The sequence below is a fragment of the Bacillus altaicus genome (genome assembly GCF_042136375.2).
In the GTDB taxonomy this organism is placed as follows: domain Bacteria; phylum Bacillota; class Bacilli; order Bacillales; family Bacillaceae_G; genus Bacillus_A; species Bacillus_A cereus_U.
The window spans coordinates 272,501-290,000 of record NZ_CM143394.1 but is presented as its reverse complement, the minus strand read 5'-3'; the positions used below and the strand labels follow the sequence as shown (position 1 = coordinate 290,000).

Here is a 17,500-nt window from a genome sequence, read left to right as displayed (position 1 = left end):
AGGTGATCTACCCATGTCCAGGGTGAAGTTCAGGTAACACTGAATGGAGGCCCGAACCCACGCACGTTGAAAAGTGCGGGGATGAGGTGTGGGTAGCGGAGAAATTCCAATCGAACCTGGAGATAGCTGGTTCTCCCGAAATAGCTTTAGGGCTAGCCTTAAGTGTAAGAGTCTTGGAGGTAGAGCACTGATTGAACTAGGGGTCCTCATCGGATTACCGAATTCAGTCAAACTCCGAATGCCAATGACTTATCCTTAGGAGTCAGACTGCGAGTGATAAGACCGTAGTCAAGAGGGAAACAGCCCAGATCGCCAGCTAAGGTCCCAAAGTGTGTATTAAGTGGAAAAGGATGTGGAGTTGCTTAGACAACTAGGATGTTGGCTCAGAAGCAGCCACCATTTAAAGAGTGCGTAATAGCTCACTAGTCGAGTGACTCTGCGCCGAAAATGTACCGGGGCTAAATACACCACCGAAGCTGCGAATTGATACCAATGGTATCAGTGGTAGGGGAGCGTTCTAAGTGCAGTGAAGTCAGACCGGAAGGACTGGTGGAGCGCTTAGAAGTGAGAATGCCGGTATGAGTAGCGAAAGACGGGTGAGATTCCCGTCCACCGAATGCCTAAGGTTTCCTGAGGAAGGCTCGTCCGCTCAGGGTTAGTCAGGACCTAAGCCGAGGCCGACAGGCGTAGGCGATGGACAACAGGTTGATATTCCTGTACCACCTCTTTATCGTTTGAGCAATGGAGGGACGCAGAAGGATAGAAGAAGCGTGCGATTGGTTGTGCACGTCCAAGCAGTTAGGCTGATAAGTAGGCAAATCCGCTTATCGTGAAGGCTGAGCTGTGATGGGGAAGCTCCTTATGGAGCGAAGTCTTTGATTCCCCGCTGCCAAGAAAAGCTTCTAGCGAGATAAAAGGTGCCTGTACCGCAAACCGACACAGGTAGGCGAGGAGAGAATCCTAAGGTGTGCGAGAGAACTCTGGTTAAGGAACTCGGCAAAATGACCCCGTAACTTCGGAGAAGGGGTGCTTTCTTAACGGAAAGCCGCAGTGAATAGGCCCAAGCGACTGTTTAGCAAAAACACAGGTCTCTGCGAAGCCGTAAGGCGAAGTATAGGGGCTGACACCTGCCCGGTGCTGGAAGGTTAAGGAGAGGGGTTAGCGTAAGCGAAGCTCTGAACTGAAGCCCCAGTAAACGGCGGCCGTAACTATAACGGTCCTAAGGTAGCGAAATTCCTTGTCGGGTAAGTTCCGACCCGCACGAAAGGTGTAACGATTTGGGCACTGTCTCAACCAGAGACTCGGTGAAATTATAGTACCTGTGAAGATGCAGGTTACCCGCGACAGGACGGAAAGACCCCGTGGAGCTTTACTGTAGCCTGATATTGAATTTTGGTACAGTTTGTACAGGATAGGCGGGAGCCATTGAAACCGGAGCGCTAGCTTCGGTGGAGGCGCTGGTGGGATACCGCCCTGACTGTATTGAAATTCTAACCTACGGGTCTTATCGACCCGGGAGACAGTGTCAGGTGGGCAGTTTGACTGGGGCGGTCGCCTCCTAAAGTGTAACGGAGGCGCCCAAAGGTTCCCTCAGAATGGTTGGAAATCATTCGTAGAGTGCAAAGGCATAAGGGAGCTTGACTGCGAGACCTACAAGTCGAGCAGGGACGAAAGTCGGGCTTAGTGATCCGGTGGTTCCGCATGGAAGGGCCATCGCTCAACGGATAAAAGCTACCCCGGGGATAACAGGCTTATCTCCCCCAAGAGTCCACATCGACGGGGAGGTTTGGCACCTCGATGTCGGCTCATCGCATCCTGGGGCTGTAGTCGGTCCCAAGGGTTGGGCTGTTCGCCCATTAAAGCGGTACGCGAGCTGGGTTCAGAACGTCGTGAGACAGTTCGGTCCCTATCCGTCGTGGGCGCAGGAAATTTGAGAGGAGCTGTCCTTAGTACGAGAGGACCGGGATGGACGCACCGCTGGTGTACCAGTTGTTCTGCCAAGGGCATAGCTGGGTAGCTATGTGCGGAAGGGATAAGTGCTGAAAGCATCTAAGCATGAAGCCCCCCTCAAGATGAGATTTCCCATAGCGTAAGCTAGTAAGATCCCTGAAAGATGATCAGGTTGATAGGTTCGAGGTGGAAGCATGGTGACATGTGGAGCTGACGAATACTAATAGATCGAGGACTTAACCATATAATATGAAGCAAATGTTATCTAGTTTTGAAGGAATATACCTTCATAGTTTGGTGATGATGGCAGAGAGGTCACACCCGTTCCCATACCGAACACGGAAGTTAAGCTCTCTAGCGCCGATGGTAGTTGGGACCTTGTCCCTGTGAGAGTAGGACGTCGCCAAGCAAGATAAAAACACAAGTCTTTTGACTTGTGTTTTTTTATTTCCCATGAAATAGGCTGGATTCCGTTAGTAAAAATGCTGAAATATAGTAAGGGATTTTTTGAGCAGAAATATTGAGAAACTGATAAATAAATGGATAATCTTCAGATCCGTAGCTTCCAAGTAAGTCATACCACCAATCTGTTTCATACCTCGAAATCATACTTAAATTATAGAGCAATAAATAATGAACAAGGAGCTCAGGCAACACTGGCTTAGAGTTTCTAGGGTCGTTCGTAAGTGGTAAATAATAAGTATCAGCAAGATACTCGTAGTATAAAGGTGTGCTATACATAGGATTCCATGATTGAATGGGTGCTGAAAAAAACACATTTAATTCATTATTTTTCTCAGGTACGTGTTGTATTGATAAATGCTTACAAGCTGTTTCGATGTAACGAGAAAATCTCTCTTTAGTCATATGTAGTCGATCTAGTATGTTGACTGAAAAGGAGAGCTCATTTTTATTTGTTGAATCGATTTTATATAATGTTGTTCCTTTTTGACTATAGCGAAATAAATGTTGTAACTCAGGGATTTTTCCCATTAACTCTAACATATTAAACTTTTCTGTTTCCAAGTGTTTCATGTGAAACAGTTGTTCTGCAGCGTGAGTAAATAGTCCGTTTTTCTGTATTTTCACCTCATCTTCTAAAAATTGATATCCTTGTTTTTTTCGTTTGCGGGTTGTCACTCCATGTGCTAAAACGGTTGTTGATTCTGGATAGTTTGGATTAATGGTTAATAAACAAGCTTTAAAAAGTTGTCCTATTCCATAAAATAACAGCATTGGCTGAATGGAAAATGGCGCTGTTTTATATAATTCATAATAATTTTTACCGTGTTCTAAGTAATAAATAAATGGATAACAATTTTCAAAACTTTTTTTTTCGGCATCCTGAATCGAGGATTTTTCATAACAACGGGCAAGATAATGTTGTACGTTTTGAGATGAAAAGAAGAAACTTAATTGCTGCCAAGCACAAGGTGTATGATGCATATATTACGCTCCTTTTATTGTCTAAAAATTCTAACATATTAATACTTTCTTGACAGTATTTTAACCAATTGATAAGCTACTAATAATAATTTCTGGTATTATGGGGGGAACAATTATGTGGGAATCTAAATTTGTTAAAGAAGGTTTGACTTTTGATGATGTATTACTTGTACCAGCAAAGTCAGATATATTACCAAGAGAAGTAAGTGTTAAAACAGTTTTATCTGAAAGCTTACAGTTAAACATCCCGTTAATTAGTGCAGGAATGGATACAGTAACAGAAGCTGATATGGCTATTGCAATGGCTCGTCAAGGTGGTTTAGGAATCATCCATAAGAATATGTCTATTGAGCATCAGGCAGAGCAAGTTGACAAAGTAAAACGCTCTGAAAGCGGCGTTATTTCAGATCCATTCTTTTTAACTCCAGAACATCAAGTATATGATGCGGAACATCTTATGGGAAAATACCGCATCTCAGGTGTACCAGTTGTAAATAATTTAGATGAGCGAAAATTAGTTGGTATTATTACAAACCGTGATATGCGCTTCATCCAAGACTACTCAATCAAAATTTCTGACGTAATGACAAAAGAACAGTTAATTACAGCCCCAGTTGGTACTACACTAGGAGAAGCTGAAAAGATCCTACAAAAGTATAAAATTGAAAAGCTTCCTCTTGTTGATAATAGCGGTGTATTACAAGGGCTTATTACAATAAAAGATATTGAAAAAGTAATTGAATTTCCAAACTCTGCAAAGGATAAGCAAGGACGCTTATTGGTTGGAGCAGCAGTTGGTGTAACAGCTGATGCAATGCTTCGTATCGATGCATTAGTAAAAGCGAGTGTAGATGCAATTGTACTTGATACAGCTCATGGACATTCTCAAGGTGTTATTGAAAAAGTAAAAGAAGTTCGCGCAAAATATCCAGCACTAAATATTATTGCTGGAAATGTTGCTACAGCTGAAGCAACGAAAGCATTAATTGAAGCTGGTGCAAATGTAGTTAAAGTTGGTATCGGACCAGGTTCTATTTGTACAACGCGTGTTGTAGCTGGAGTTGGTGTACCACAATTAACAGCAGTTTATGATTGTGCAACTGAAGCTCGTAAACACGGTATTCCAGTTATTGCAGATGGCGGTGTTAAGTACTCTGGTGATATGGTTAAAGCTTTAGCGGCAGGGGCACACGTTGTTATGCTAGGTAGTATGTTCGCTGGTGTAGCTGAAAGCCCTGGAGAAACTGAAATTTACCAAGGCCGTCAATTTAAAGTATATCGTGGTATGGGTTCTGTTGGAGCAATGGAAAAAGGAAGTAAAGATCGCTACTTCCAAGAAGGAAACAAAAAACTTGTTCCAGAAGGTATTGAAGGACGAGTACCATATAAAGGACCTTTAGCAGATACAGTTCATCAATTAGTTGGTGGATTACGTGCAGGTATGGGATACTGCGGAGCACAGAATTTAGAATTCTTACGTGAGAATGCGCAGTTCATTCGTATGTCAGGTGCTGGTTTACGTGAAAGCCATCCTCATCACGTACAGATTACAAAAGAGGCTCCAAACTACTCATTATAATGTCTTATATGTAAATAGACGGAGATTTGATATCTCTGTCTATTTTTTTTTGATTATGTTAGAATAACGGTTATGTGAGTACATAGATATTGGGGGTAGCAAAAGTGAAAGGTATGTTTTGCAAAAGATTCATTGCGTTGGTAACAGTGCTTACAATAGCTTGTAGCATGCTTGTACCATATAGCAATGCATCAGCAGAAACAGGAGCCGCTTTAAACATTGAAGCAGGTGCGGCAATTTTAGTAGAAGCGAATTCTGGGAAAATTGTATATCAAAAGAATGCAGATGAGTTATTATCAATTGCTAGTATGACAAAAATGATGAGTGAATACCTAGTGAACGAGGCTGTTGCGAAAGGGAAACTAAAATGGGATCAAAAAGTTAAGGTTTCCGAATATGCGTATAACATTTCGCAAGATCGTTCATTATCGAATGTGCCTCTACGAAACGGTGAGTCTTATACAGTAAAAGAGCTATACGAAGCAATGGCAATTTATTCTGCTAATGGTGCAACAATAGCGTTAGCTGAAGCAGTTGCTGGAAAAGAAGTAGACTTTGTAAAAATGATGAATGATAAATCGAAAGAGTTTGGATTAAAAAATTATAAGTTTGTAAATTCTACGGGCTTAACGAACAAAGATTTAAAAGGACACCATCCTGAAGGGACAACTCCAGATGAAGAAAATAAAATGTCTGCGAGAGATGTAGCAATTTTAGCACAACGTCTTATTCAAGATTTCCCTAAAACATTAGACATAGCAAAAATTTCAAAAAAAGTATTCCGTGAAGGTACTCCGGATCGGATCGAAATGCCTAACTGGAACTGGATGTTAAAAGGGTTGATTAAGGAATATGAAGGCGTAGATGGTCTGAAAACAGGATCAACTCCAGAAGCAGGAGATTGTTTCACTGGTACGATTGAAAGAAATGGTATGCGTTTCATTTCTGTAGTTATTAAAACAAAATCTCATACAGCAAGATTTGATGAGACAAAGAAATTATATGATTATGGCTTTGCTAACTTTGAAATGAAGAAAATGTATGAAAAAGATTCTTCGGTCAAAGGAAAAGAAACAGTAAGAGTTGAAAATGCGAAAGATAAAGATGTAGCAGTTCAAACGAAGCAAGCTGTTTCACTTCCGGTGCCAAAGGGAAGTAAAGACGTTTATAAAACAGAATTTAAAGAAGGAAATAAGGGACAAGAAGCACCTATGAAAAAAGGAGTTGCACTTGGCCAAATGGTTGTAACGTCTAAAGATAGTAATGACCCTGGATTTTTATCAGGAAAATCATTACAGGTAGACCTTATAACAAAGTCTGAAGTAGAAGAGGCAGGCTGGTTCACACGTTCTATGCGCGGAATTGGTTCTTTCTTTAGTGGTATGTGGAATAGTGCTGTTGATACAGTAAAAGGTTGGTTTTAAAAGCTCCTCATTGTAGGAGCTTTTTCTTATTCCTATTTTTCATACCGACTTTATGAAAAAGTAGTGGACAAGCATCAGATAGTTAGTGGTAGAATGTAAGAGTATTCTTAATTTTCTTCTTTAACGGGGGAAAGCAATTCACCTAGGGGGGTTTTTGTACATGACAAATGTAACAGGGACAGAACGTGTAAAACGTGGAATGGCAGAAATGCAAAAAGGCGGCGTTATTATGGACGTAGTTAACGCTGAGCAAGCAAGGATTGCAGAAGAGGCAGGCGCAGTTGCTGTTATGGCATTAGAGCGTGTACCTGCAGATATTCGTGCAGTAGGTGGCGTTTCTCGTATGGCAGATCCAACAATTGTTGAAGAAGTTATGGGTGCTGTGTCAATTCCGGTTATGGCAAAATGCCGTATCGGTCACCTTGTAGAAGCACGTGTATTAGAATCATTAGGGGTAGACTATATCGATGAGAGTGAAGTATTAACTCCTGCTGATGAAGTATACCATTTAAATAAACGTGATTACACAGTTCCGTTTGTATGTGGTTGCCGTGATATCGGAGAAGCTGCACGTCGTATTGCAGAAGGTGCAGCTATGCTTCGTACAAAAGGTGAGCCTGGAACAGGAAACATTGTAGAGGCAGTGCGTCATATGCGCCAAGTCAATGCAGAAATCCGTCAAGTTGCGAGTCTACGTGAAGATGAGTTAATGACATATGCAAAAAATACTGGTGCTCCTTATGAAGTACTACTTGAAATTAAACGCCTTGGTCGTTTACCAGTTGTAAACTTTGCAGCAGGTGGTGTAGCAACACCAGCAGATGCAGCGTTAATGATGCAACTTGGTGCTGATGGTGTATTTGTTGGATCTGGTATCTTCAAATCAGAAAACCCAGAGAAATTTGCACGTGCAATCGTTGAAGCAACGACTCATTATGAAGATTACGAACTAATTGCAAGCCTTTCTAAAGGATTAGGTAATGCAATGAAAGGTGTCGAAATTTCAACGTTATTACCAGAACAACGCATGCAAGAGCGTGGATGGTAATTAAAGGAGATCTTTAAAATGGTGAAAATCGGTGTGCTAGGTCTTCAAGGTGCTGTTCGTGAGCATGTGAAATCAGTTGAAGCAAGTGGTGCAGAAGCTGTTGTTGTAAAGCGTATAGAACAACTTGAAGAAATTGATGGTCTTATTTTACCAGGCGGTGAAAGTACAACAATGCGCCGTCTTATTGATAAGTATGCTTTCATGGAGCCTCTTCGTACATTTGCGAAGTCTGGTAAACCAATGTTTGGTACATGTGCAGGAATGATTCTTCTTGCGAAAACACTTATTGGCTATGAAGAAGCACATATTGGTGCTATGGATATTACGGTTGAGCGCAATGCGTTCGGACGCCAAAAAGATAGTTTTGAAGCTGCACTTTCAATGAAGGGTGTGGGGGAAGACTTTGTTGGTGTATTTATCCGTGCTCCGTATGTTGTAAATGTAGCTGATGATGTTGAAGTACTTTCTACACATGGCGATCGAATGGTAGCGGTAAGACAATGTCAGTTTTTAGCTGCTTCTTTCCATCCAGAATTAACGGATGATCACCGTGTAACAGCATACTTTGTAGAGATGGTAAAAGAAGCGAAAATGAAAAAAGTTGTATAAGTAACTTGCAACTTGTATAAGATTATAGTAAATTGATGGTAACAATTTTATAAAATAAGCGTGTTGATAGGAAGTAGTAACAAATGTTGTTTCTTATAGAGAGTCGATGGTTGGTGGAAATCGATAGAAACAGTTTGTGAATCCATCCTGGAATGGAATGTGGAATATCTTTTGATTAGTAAGCATTCCCGGTGAAGAGCCGTTATTTCTACTTGAGAGGAAAGCGGTAATGCTTTCAACTAGGGTGGCAACGCGGGTTAACTTCCGTCCCTTTATATAGGGACGGGAGTTTTTTGTGTTTTATAAAATAAAAGGAGGAGTATATAATGCTTGATATTAAATTTTTACGTACAAATTTTGAAGAGGTAAAAGCAAAATTACAGCATAGAGGCGAAGATTTAACGGATTTTGGTCGCTTTGAAGAACTTGATACGAGAAGAAGAGAGCTACTTGTTCAAACTGAAGAACTAAAAAGTAAACGTAACGAAGTATCTCAACAAATTTCAGTATTAAAGCGTGAAAAGAAAGATGCGGAAGCTCTAATTCTAGAAATGCGTGAAGTTGGGGAAAAAGTAAAAGATCTTGATAATGAGCTTCGTACAGTTGAAGAAGATTTAGAAAGATTAATGCTATCTATCCCAAATATCCCTCATGAATCTGCTCCAATAGGTGAAACAGAGGATGATAACGTAGTAGCACGTACTTGGGGAGAAGTGAAAGAATTTACTTATGAGCCAAAACCGCATTGGGACCTTGCTACTGATTTAGGGATTTTAGATTTTGAACGTGCTGGGAAAGTAACAGGAAGCCGATTTGTATTTTACAAAGGTGCTGGTGCAAGATTAGAACGTGCTTTGATTAGCTTTATGCTTGACCTTCATACTGATGAGCATGGATATGAGGAAGTATTGCCTCCTTATATGGTAAACCGTGCAAGTATGACAGGAACAGGACAACTTCCGAAGTTTGAAGAAGATGCATTCCGTATTGAAAGTGAAGACTATTTCCTAATCCCAACAGCTGAAGTACCTGTAACGAATATGCATCGTGATGAGATTGTGAGTAAAGAGCAATTGCCGATACGATATGCTGCGTTTAGCTCATGCTTCCGTTCTGAAGCAGGTTCAGCTGGTCGTGATACACGCGGTTTAATTCGCCAACACCAATTTAATAAAGTTGAACTTGTGAAGTTCGTGAAACCAGAAGATTCTTACGAAGAGTTAGAAAAATTAACAAATGATGCAGAACGCGTGTTACAATTATTAGAGTTACCATATCGCGTTATGAGCATGTGTACAGGAGATTTAGGATTTACAGCAGCGAAGAAATACGATATTGAAGTATGGATTCCAAGCTATGGCACATATCGTGAAATTTCTTCTTGTAGTAATTTTGAGGCTTTCCAAGCGAGACGTGCGAATATCCGTTTCCGCCGTGAGCCAAATGGCAAACCGGAACATGTTCATACACTAAATGGATCTGGTCTTGCAATTGGACGTACAGTGGCAGCTATTTTAGAGAACTACCAACAAGAAGATGGTACAATTATAATTCCAGAAGTTCTTCGCCCTTATATGGGAGGAAAAACAGTTATTAAATAAGTTAAAACATTCATCGGTATGAGTGATTGGTAATTATGGGCGTTGTCAGCAGTGTCATAAAGGAGAGGGAAAGTAAAATTTCTCTTTCCTCATAATTTATTATAGTAGGGTTGACTAACTGTTTTTCTTTTGATATTATATTTGATGTCAATATGGAGGTATACCCAAGTCTGGCTGAAGGGATCGGTCTTGAAAACCGACAGGCGGCGAGAGTCGCGCGGGGGTTCGAATCCCTCTACCTCCTCCAGATATAATTGACAACAGCGCATATAAGTGGAGATTGGAGAACTCGTTACCAACACGTAACGAGTTTTTATTTTAAAACCAATCATAAAGTATGATGTAAGGATATAGTGTCCTTATTACACACTCATATTCCGATGATTATCTTCATAGATATGAAAGGAGTTAACATGGATCTTATTATACAAACGTTTCCTTTAGATGGAAAAACTTTATATTATGTACAATGTCCTGTCTGTAAGAACAATAGAATTTTAAACAGTGGTGCAAATGTGTCGCGCATTATAAGTGATGATACATTCCGTAAACTTTGTGGTTGCACTTGTGATGTAAAACAGGTTGCAAAAAAAGTAGAGGTGCCAAAAGAAGCTGAAAAACCAGCTGTGCAAAAAGAAGTAACTCCAAAACGTACAGGGAAATTACTAACAGCAGTAATTAACGGGAAAGAAATGACCGTTAAAGAGATTGCTGAAACATATGATATTAGTACGAGTACTGTTCGTCAGCGTATTAATGCTGGAAAGCCAGAGAGTGAAATTATTGCTCCAACGAAAAAGAAAAAGTAATTTCATAGGAAAACCCGTGCATATGCACGGGTTTTTTATTTTACAAGTTTACGTGTTTGTTTTAAAAAATGTCCAATTTTTTTAATGATTGGTTCGATTGAATCGCCATCTTTTAAAATATCATATTCATTAATGTTTAATCGTAAAATAGGGCATGAATTAAAGTTATTAATCCAGTTATCGTAACGTCCATGCATCTCTTTCCAATACTCAATTGGTGTTTGCTGCTCCATTGGACGTCCTCGTTCTTGAATACGATCGACAATATCATCAAACGAACCTTCTAGGTAAATTAATAAGTCTGGATGAGGGAAGTAAGGAGTCATGACCATAGCATCAAATAAACCTTTGTATGTTTCATAATCAGTTTCAGTCATTGTACCCTTTTCGTGATGCATCTTTGCGAAAATACCAGTGTCCTCATAGATAGAACGATCTTGAACAAAACCGCCACCATATTCGAAAATTCTTTTTTGTTCTTTAAATCGTTCTGCTAAAAAGTACACTTGTAAGTGAAAGCTCCAGCGTGTGAAATCAGCATAGAACTTGTCCAAATACGGATTAAAATCTACTTTTTCAAAAGATGTACGATAACCTAAAGCGTTAGCTAATGCAGTTGTCATAGTGGATTTACCGACACCTACTGTTCCAGCAATAGTGATAACTGCATCATTTGGTATATCATATTTTTGCCTTAAATTCATTGTTATTTCGACTCCTTCAAGAGAGTATTTTGAAGAGCGGATAAGATGACATTTAAATCATCAGGATTTCTTACAAAATCCATATCGTCTCCATTAAATTTCAATACTGGAATATCTGGATGGTCCTTTTTGAAAGCATCCATTGCTGTTTCGTAATCTTTTGTAAGCTGTAGTAAGTAATTTGGATCCATATTTTTTTCGAATTCTCTTCCGCGCATCGCAATTCTTTTTTGTAATGTTTCTAGGCTCGCTGTTAAATAAACGATGACATTTGGTACAGGCATATCTTGCGTAAGAATGCGATAAATTTGCATGTACTTGTCATATTGAGCATCTTTTAATGTACGGGATGCAAAAATTAAATTTTTAAATATATGATAATCTGCTACTACAGGCTTCCTTTGATTCAAATACTTTATGTTAATATCCTCTAGTTGTTTGTATCTATTACAAAGAAAGAACATCTCTGTTTGAAAACTCCATTCGTCGATGTCTTCATAGAATTTTCCTAAAAAAGGATTTTCATCAACAATCTCTTTTAGTAAGTGGAGTTGCATGTGAGTTGAAAGTTCCTTCGCAAGTGAAGTTTTTCCAACACCAATTGGTCCTTCAACCGTGATAAATGGTACTCCGGTCACGCTGTTTCCTCCTTTCAATCAGTGATTTACCGTGACTACTAAAAACACAAAACAGAATTATTGTAGCACAAGAGGGGAGCGAGCGGACTAATTTGATATAAAAAGTTAGAAAATAGATATGTATTAATTAAATTTTATTTGGGATGACGGTACAATATTTGCCTTTAATGTGGCCTCCATTATTTTTAAAGCATGTTCATTATCTTGCTCGTTATTAGAAGCGATGCAATCCCGTGGTACATAAAGTGTATAATTTCTCATATGGGCATCATTAGCTGTAAAAAGGATGCATATGTTCCCGGCAATTCCTGTTAAAATGAGATTTTCGATTTTTAAATAACCTAATAAAGAATTCAAAGGTGTTTCATAAAAAGCAGAGTAATGTGGTTTAATAAAAATGTAATCGTCAGTATGCGGAGCAATGGCCTCGATAATATTTTTACTATACTTATTTGTACAATGAGTAATAAGTTGGTTAATATCAGATCTCCAAAGTTGATAGTGATCATTGACATAAATTATTGGATAGCCCAATGATTTCATTGTGTCCTTTAATTGTAGAATGGGGTTCTTTATAATTTCACATTTCTGTGCCAGGATGGGCCCGTGGGAGAATTGAAAATCATTAATCATATCGATAATGAGTAAGGCAGTATTTTTCATATGTAATTCCCTCTCTTTCTTCTTTAGGTTGGATTGAATTTGCAAAAGTTATCCCACCTGCAAGAAATGAAAAAGTGTATTTTATTTTTGGTGAAAGGACTATATTATGGAGCGAGATATATATTTTATGCAGTTAGCAATAGAGGAAGCAAAGAAGGCAGAGGCGATACAAGAGGTACCAATTGGTGCTGTAATTGTGCTAGATGATGAAGTGATTAGTGTCGCGCATAACTTAAGAGAAACTGAACAGAGATCAATAGCTCACGCCGAGCTCTTAGCTATTGATGAAGCTTGCAAAAAATTAGGGACATGGCGTTTAGAAGATGCAACGTTATATGTAACATTAGAACCTTGTCCAATGTGTGCAGGGGGAATTGTTTTATCGCGTGTAAAAAGGGTTGTATATGGAGCGAGCGATCCGAAAGGTGGATGTGCAGGTACATTGATGAATCTTTTAACTGATGAGCGTTTTAATCATCAGTGTGAAGTAGTGGCTGGTGTACTTGAAGAGGAATGTGGTACGTTGTTAACGATTTTTTTTAGGGAGCTTCGTAAGAAAAGAAAAGAAGCGAAAAAACTAGAGAAAAGTAATGGTAACTAACGTATTTGCATTTTGTAAAAAAACAAGTTATACTGATAATGCCTTATCCAAGGCAACCGAATATTGGTTTTAACTTTGCCGTGCTAAGCGGGGAGGTAGCGGTGCCCTATACTCGCAATCCGCTCTAGCGAGGCTGAATCCCTTCTCGAGGTTATGCTACTGTAAGGCCTGCCTTAAGTAAGTGGTGTTGACGTTTGGGTCCTGCGCAACGGGACCCCGTGAACCTTGTCAGGTCCGGAAGGAAGCAGCAATAAGCGGGTTTTCTCGTGTGCCGCAGGAGTGCCTGAACCGAGCTAACTGCTTGAGTAACGCTTATGGTACGTAATCGACAGAAGGTGCACGGCAGTTATATATGTATACAAAACTCACCTTAATATAAAGGTGAGTTTTTTGTATGGAAAATAACTTTTGGAATCTATAAACAGAATGGGTTATAATAAATGAGATAATAACCTTTGAGGGAGGCCGTATTTTCGTGTCATACCAAGCGTTATACCGAACATGGAGACCGCAAAAATTTGAAGATGTAGTCGGTCAAAAGCACGTGACAAAAACGTTGCAAAATGCCCTTCTTCAAGAGAAAGCTTCACATGCTTATTTGTTTTCTGGTCCGAGGGGAACAGGGAAAACGACAATTGCAAAAGTATTTGCAAAGGCAATTAACTGTGAGCACGCCCCGGTAGCTGAACCTTGTAATGAATGTCCTTCTTGTTTAGGAATTACACAAGGATCTATTTCAGATGTATTAGAAATTGATGCGGCTTCAAATAACGGTGTGGATGAAATTCGAGATATAAGAGATAAAGTAAAATATGCTCCAAGTGCTGTAGGATATAAAGTATACATTATTGATGAAGTTCACATGCTTTCTATGGGTGCCTTTAATGCGCTTTTGAAAACTTTAGAAGAGCCGCCAGGACATGTTATTTTTATTCTGGCGACAACAGAACCGCATAAGATTCCAGCTACAATTATTTCACGTTGTCAGCGTTTTGAGTTTCGAAAGATATCAGTAAATGATATCGTGGAGAGGTTATCGACAGTCGTGACAAATGAAGGTACGCAAGTAGAAGATGAAGCGTTACAAATCGTAGCGCGTGCTGCTGAAGGTGGTATGCGTGATGCGCTCAGTCTTATCGATCAAGCTATTTCTTATAGTGATGAGACGGTGACAAGCGAAGATGTTTTAGCTGTAACGGGATCTGTATCTCAGCGATATTTAGGTGACCTGGTAGAATGTATACGTGAAAATGATGTATCAAGGGCGTTACGTATTATAGATGAGATGATGAGTAAAGGGAAAGATCCAGTTCGCTTTATGGAGGATTTCATTTACTACTATCGTGATATGCTTTTATATCAAACTTCACCACAATTAGAACATATGTTGGAACGGGTAATTGTAGATGATCAATTCCGTACGTTAATTGAAGAAATGCAACCGGAAGTAATCTATGAAATTATTCATACCCTTAGTAAGGGACAACAGGAGATGAAGTGGACAAACCATCCAAGAATATTCTTGGAAGTTGTTATGGTGCAACTGTGTCAGCAGTTTATGATGCAAGCAAACGGCGCAGATCGTTTACAAGCGATTATGAACAGGATGCAGCAACTGGAGAAAGAGTTAGAGCAAGTTAAAAAGAATGGCGTGCCAGCTGGTGTACAGCAGGAAGTAAGAGAGACGCGGGCAACACCAAAACCGGTACGAACAGGAAATATGAAAATTCCTGTTGGACGTGTGAATGAAGTGTTAAAGCAAGCAAAGCGTCAAGATTTAGAACAGTTAAAAGCTGTATGGGGCGAATTGTTAGGAAGACTCAAGTCACATAACAAAGTAGCATTTGCTGTTTTATTAGAAAATAGTGAACCAGTTGCGGCTTCGGATGATACTTATGTGTTAGCATTTCAATATGAGATTCATTGCAAAATGGCTAGTGAAAATCGAGAAGCGATGGATACATTGGAACAAACTCTTTTTGAATTGTTAAGTAAAAGGTTAAATATGATTGCTATCCCAAAAAGTGAATGGGGTAAAATTCGTGAAGACTTTTTACAACGCGAAGGCGGGGATTCTGAAGAAAGCCCAGAACAAAAAGAAGATCCTCTTATAGAAGAGGCTGTAAAATTAGTAGGGCAAGAACTTATTGAAATAAAAGAGTAATAATAATGAGGAGGAATTAATTATGATGCGTGGCGGAATGGGAAATATGAATAATATGATGAAACAAATGCAAAAGATGCAAAAAGACATGGCGAAGGCACAAGAAGAGCTTGGCGATAAAACAGTTGAAGGTACAGCTGGTGGCGGAATGGTTACTGTTATCGCAAATGGCCATAAGCAAGTTCTTGAAGTGAAAATTAAAGAAGAAGTTGTAGATCCAGAAGATATTGAAATGTTACAAGACTTAGTATTAGCTGCAACGAATGATGCACTTAAAAAGGTTGATGAACTTTCAAACTCTACAATGGGCAAATTTACAAAAGGCATGAACTTACCAGGTGGAATGTTCTAGGAGGATATTGATATATGCATTATCCAGAACCGATATCAAAATTAATCGATAGTTTTATGAAGTTACCAGGAATCGGACCGAAAACAGCGGTTCGATTGGCGTTTTTCGTGTTAGATATGAAAGAGGATGATGTACTAGGTTTTGCAAAAGCACTTGTGAATGCGAAGCGAGATTTAGCGTATTGTTCTATATGCGGGCATATCACTGACCGCGATCCTTGTTATATTTGTGACGATTCGCATAGGGATCAATCGGTTATTTGTGTAGTACAAGAGCCGAAAGATGTAATTGCGATGGAAAAAATGAAAGAGTATCAAGGTGTATATCATGTTTTGCGTGGTGCCATTTCTCCAATGGAGGGAATTGGACCTGAGGATATTAATATCCCGCAGTTATTAAAGAGACTACAAGATGAAACAGTACAAGAAGTGATATTAGCAACAAACCCTAATATTGAAGGGGAAGCTACAGCAATGTACATATCCCGCCTCTTAAAGCCAACAGGGATTAAAGTAACTCGTATTGCACATGGTCTGCCAGTTGGTGGAGATTTAGAATATGCAGATGAAGTAACGCTATCGAAAGCTTTAGAAGGCCGTAGAGAGATATAAGAGGAGAAGGGAAAATGTTCTTTCAAAAAAAGGGTAAGTTGCGTAAAGAGTATGACGATAAGTTAATTATATTATTAGAAAAGGTAAAGAATGAATGGCTACGTCAGAAGAGACTGGTTGAACAAAGTGTTGAGCCGTCTCAAGATGTACTTTGTTCTTTAAAAATAGCAGAGGCGAAATATTTTTTCTTGTTAAAAGAAGCAAAACGTCGTCCTGTGAAAATGGAACAATGGTAAAAGGTCCTGCTTTTTAAAGCGGGACCTTTTACTTTTTATCGATTTACTTGTGAGTAACAGGGCTACTTTATTTTTGGGATATAAAGAGGGGAAAGAAAAGGCGGGAATGGAATTAGTTGTATCTAATTGTTAGTGCTTAGAAGAAATATTACTGATTAAAGGTTATAAAGGTGAAGTGATAGGAGTTATGTTATAGATGTTCTTTTTTATTGTCTTGTCCCATACAAATGGATATGTATAGGTCATTCATAAGGAGGAAAAAATGAATTCTACAATTATTATTGTTGGCATTCTTGCTTTGGTTTTTATTTTTCTTATTTTTGGTGTTTCTGCTAAACCAATACGTTTTATAGGGAAAGCACTCTTTCATGTCACTTTAGGTATAGCGTTACTATTTATTGTGAATGTTGCAGGGACATATTTTGATTTTCATATTCCAATTAATATAGGCACAGCTACAGTATCAAGTTTATTAGGGGTGCCAGGTGTTGCTGCATTAGTGATTATTAAGCTATATATAATGCCAAGATAAATTTATTTTGGCATTTTTTAAAAAAGCGTTGACTTATCGATTAGTAATATGATAAATTAATAAGCGTCGTCAGGAACGAAAGAAAAAAGTTGTTGACAGATTCAAGTCGAAATGTTAAATTATAAAAGTCGCTGAAACGCGACATTGAACTTTGAAAACTAAACGAAACAAACAACGTGAAACGTCAATTTTTATTTTTAGATGCTAGACAAACTAACTTTATTGGAGAGTTTGATCCTGGCTCAGGATGAACGCTGGCGGCGTGCCTAATACATGCAAGTCGAGCGAATGGATTAAGAGCTTGCTCTTATGAAGTTAGCGGCGGACGGGTGAGTAACACGTGGGTAACCTACCCATAAGACTGGGATAACTCCGGGAAACCGGGGCTAATACCGGATAATATTTTGAACTGCATAGTTCGAAATTGAAAGGCGGCTTCGGCTGTCACTTATGGATGGACCCGCGTCGCATTAGCTAGTTGGTGAGGTAACGGCTCACCAAGGCAACGATGCGTAGCCGACCTGAGAGGGTCG

Annotated in this window: 16 protein-coding genes, 1 tRNA gene, 3 rRNA genes, 1 other RNA gene and 1 other annotated feature (2 of these 22 cut by a window edge); of the genes, 17 read left to right on the top strand and 4 right to left on the bottom strand. The window is 39.3% G+C overall.

From position 1 onward, the window contains the following. Positions 1-2,194, top strand: a 23S ribosomal RNA gene (locus ACE38F_RS01595); it begins 723 nt to the left of the window's first position. 49 nt (positions 2,195-2,243) lie between these two features. Further along, positions 2,244-2,359 (top strand): 5S ribosomal RNA (gene rrf / locus ACE38F_RS01590). A 35-nt stretch (positions 2,360-2,394) separates the two neighbouring features. Here the strand turns inward: rrf and ACE38F_RS01585 are convergent. Continuing rightward, positions 2,395-3,396, bottom strand: a complete 1,002-nt coding sequence (locus tag ACE38F_RS01585; RefSeq protein WP_375371392.1) for a YaaC family protein — start codon at positions 3,394-3,396, stop codon at positions 2,395-2,397. Positions 3,397-3,511: 115 nt separating this feature from the next. Between ACE38F_RS01585 and guaB the strand changes: the two genes are divergently transcribed. The 7 genes from guaB (at position 3,512) to ACE38F_RS01550 (ending at position 10,466) form a co-directional block, all read left to right on the top strand. Continuing rightward, positions 3,512-4,975, top strand: a complete 1,464-nt coding sequence (guaB, locus tag ACE38F_RS01580; protein ID WP_002159656.1) for an IMP dehydrogenase — start codon at positions 3,512-3,514, stop codon at positions 4,973-4,975. A 113-nt stretch (positions 4,976-5,088) separates the two neighbouring features. After that, positions 5,089-6,399 carry a D-alanyl-D-alanine carboxypeptidase family protein gene (locus tag ACE38F_RS01575; RefSeq protein WP_341308257.1) on the top strand — a complete coding sequence of 437 codons (1,311 nt, stop codon included), beginning with the start codon at positions 5,089-5,091 and terminating at the stop codon, positions 6,397-6,399. A 160-nt stretch (positions 6,400-6,559) separates the two neighbouring features. Then, positions 6,560-7,447, top strand: a complete 888-nt coding sequence (pdxS, locus tag ACE38F_RS01570) for a pyridoxal 5'-phosphate synthase lyase subunit PdxS (RefSeq protein WP_341308243.1) — start codon at positions 6,560-6,562, stop codon at positions 7,445-7,447. Positions 7,448-7,465: 18 nt separating this feature from the next. Continuing rightward, a complete protein-coding gene (gene pdxT / locus ACE38F_RS01565; protein ID WP_002151931.1) occupies positions 7,466-8,056 on the top strand; it encodes a pyridoxal 5'-phosphate synthase glutaminase subunit PdxT in 591 nt (196 codons plus the stop codon). Between the two features lie 54 nt (positions 8,057-8,110). Further along, positions 8,111-8,331 (top strand) — a binding site (T-box leader). Between the two features lie 51 nt (positions 8,332-8,382). Then, positions 8,383-9,657, top strand: a complete 1,275-nt coding sequence (gene serS / locus ACE38F_RS01560) for a serine--tRNA ligase (protein ID WP_002009617.1) — start codon at positions 8,383-8,385, stop codon at positions 9,655-9,657. 154 nt (positions 9,658-9,811) lie between these two features. Further along, positions 9,812-9,904 (top strand) — tRNA-Ser (locus ACE38F_RS01555). 166 nt (positions 9,905-10,070) lie between these two features. Next, entirely contained in the window at positions 10,071-10,466 is a 396-nt protein-coding gene (locus tag ACE38F_RS01550) for a DUF3797 domain-containing protein (protein ID WP_002107271.1), read from the top strand. A gap of 35 nt (positions 10,467-10,501) precedes the next feature. On the opposite strand, the gene ACE38F_RS01545 is transcribed toward ACE38F_RS01550, so the two are convergent. The 3 genes from ACE38F_RS01545 to ACE38F_RS01535 form a co-directional block, all read right to left on the bottom strand. Further along, entirely contained in the window at positions 10,502-11,170 is a 669-nt protein-coding gene (locus tag ACE38F_RS01545; RefSeq protein WP_375371391.1) for a deoxynucleoside kinase, read from the bottom strand. 2 nt (positions 11,171-11,172) lie between these two features. Further along, positions 11,173-11,808 carry a deoxynucleoside kinase gene (locus ACE38F_RS01540; protein ID WP_002159650.1) on the bottom strand — a complete coding sequence of 212 codons (636 nt, stop codon included), beginning with the start codon at positions 11,806-11,808 and terminating at the stop codon, positions 11,173-11,175. Between the two features lie 123 nt (positions 11,809-11,931). Beyond that, the gene (locus ACE38F_RS01535; RefSeq protein ID WP_002107274.1) at positions 11,932-12,471 is read right to left on the bottom strand and encodes a cysteine hydrolase family protein; all 540 of its coding nucleotides are present in this window, start codon (positions 12,469-12,471) and stop codon (positions 11,932-11,934) included. Positions 12,472-12,577: 106 nt separating this feature from the next. Between ACE38F_RS01535 and tadA the strand changes: the two genes are divergently transcribed. The 8 genes from tadA to ACE38F_RS01495 form a co-directional block, all read left to right on the top strand. Then, on the top strand, positions 12,578-13,072 hold the full coding sequence (gene tadA / locus ACE38F_RS01530; protein ID WP_002151937.1) for a tRNA adenosine(34) deaminase TadA: 495 nt from the start codon (positions 12,578-12,580) through the stop codon (positions 13,070-13,072). 78 nt (positions 13,073-13,150) lie between these two features. Continuing rightward, positions 13,151-13,415, top strand: an RNA gene (gene ffs, locus ACE38F_RS01525) — signal recognition particle sRNA large type. 132 nt (positions 13,416-13,547) lie between these two features. Beyond that, positions 13,548-15,236, top strand: a complete 1,689-nt coding sequence (gene dnaX / locus ACE38F_RS01520) for a DNA polymerase III subunit gamma/tau (RefSeq protein WP_375371390.1) — start codon at positions 13,548-13,550, stop codon at positions 15,234-15,236. Between the two features lie 25 nt (positions 15,237-15,261). After that, positions 15,262-15,588, top strand: a complete 327-nt coding sequence (locus ACE38F_RS01515) for a YbaB/EbfC family nucleoid-associated protein (protein ID WP_215556545.1) — start codon at positions 15,262-15,264, stop codon at positions 15,586-15,588. Positions 15,589-15,602: 14 nt separating this feature from the next. Next, positions 15,603-16,199, top strand: coding sequence for a recombination protein RecR (gene recR, locus ACE38F_RS01510; RefSeq protein ID WP_215554928.1), 597 nt, complete (start codon positions 15,603-15,605; stop codon positions 16,197-16,199). Between the two features lie 14 nt (positions 16,200-16,213). Further along, positions 16,214-16,435: a YaaL family protein gene (locus ACE38F_RS01505; protein WP_002159647.1), complete on the top strand. Its 222-nt coding sequence runs from the start codon at positions 16,214-16,216 to the stop codon at positions 16,433-16,435. Between the two features lie 262 nt (positions 16,436-16,697). After that, positions 16,698-16,967, top strand: a complete 270-nt coding sequence (locus ACE38F_RS01500; RefSeq protein WP_002113254.1) for a pro-sigmaK processing inhibitor BofA family protein — start codon at positions 16,698-16,700, stop codon at positions 16,965-16,967. Between the two features lie 219 nt (positions 16,968-17,186). Next, positions 17,187-17,500, top strand: a 16S ribosomal RNA gene (locus ACE38F_RS01495); it runs 1,239 nt beyond the window's last position.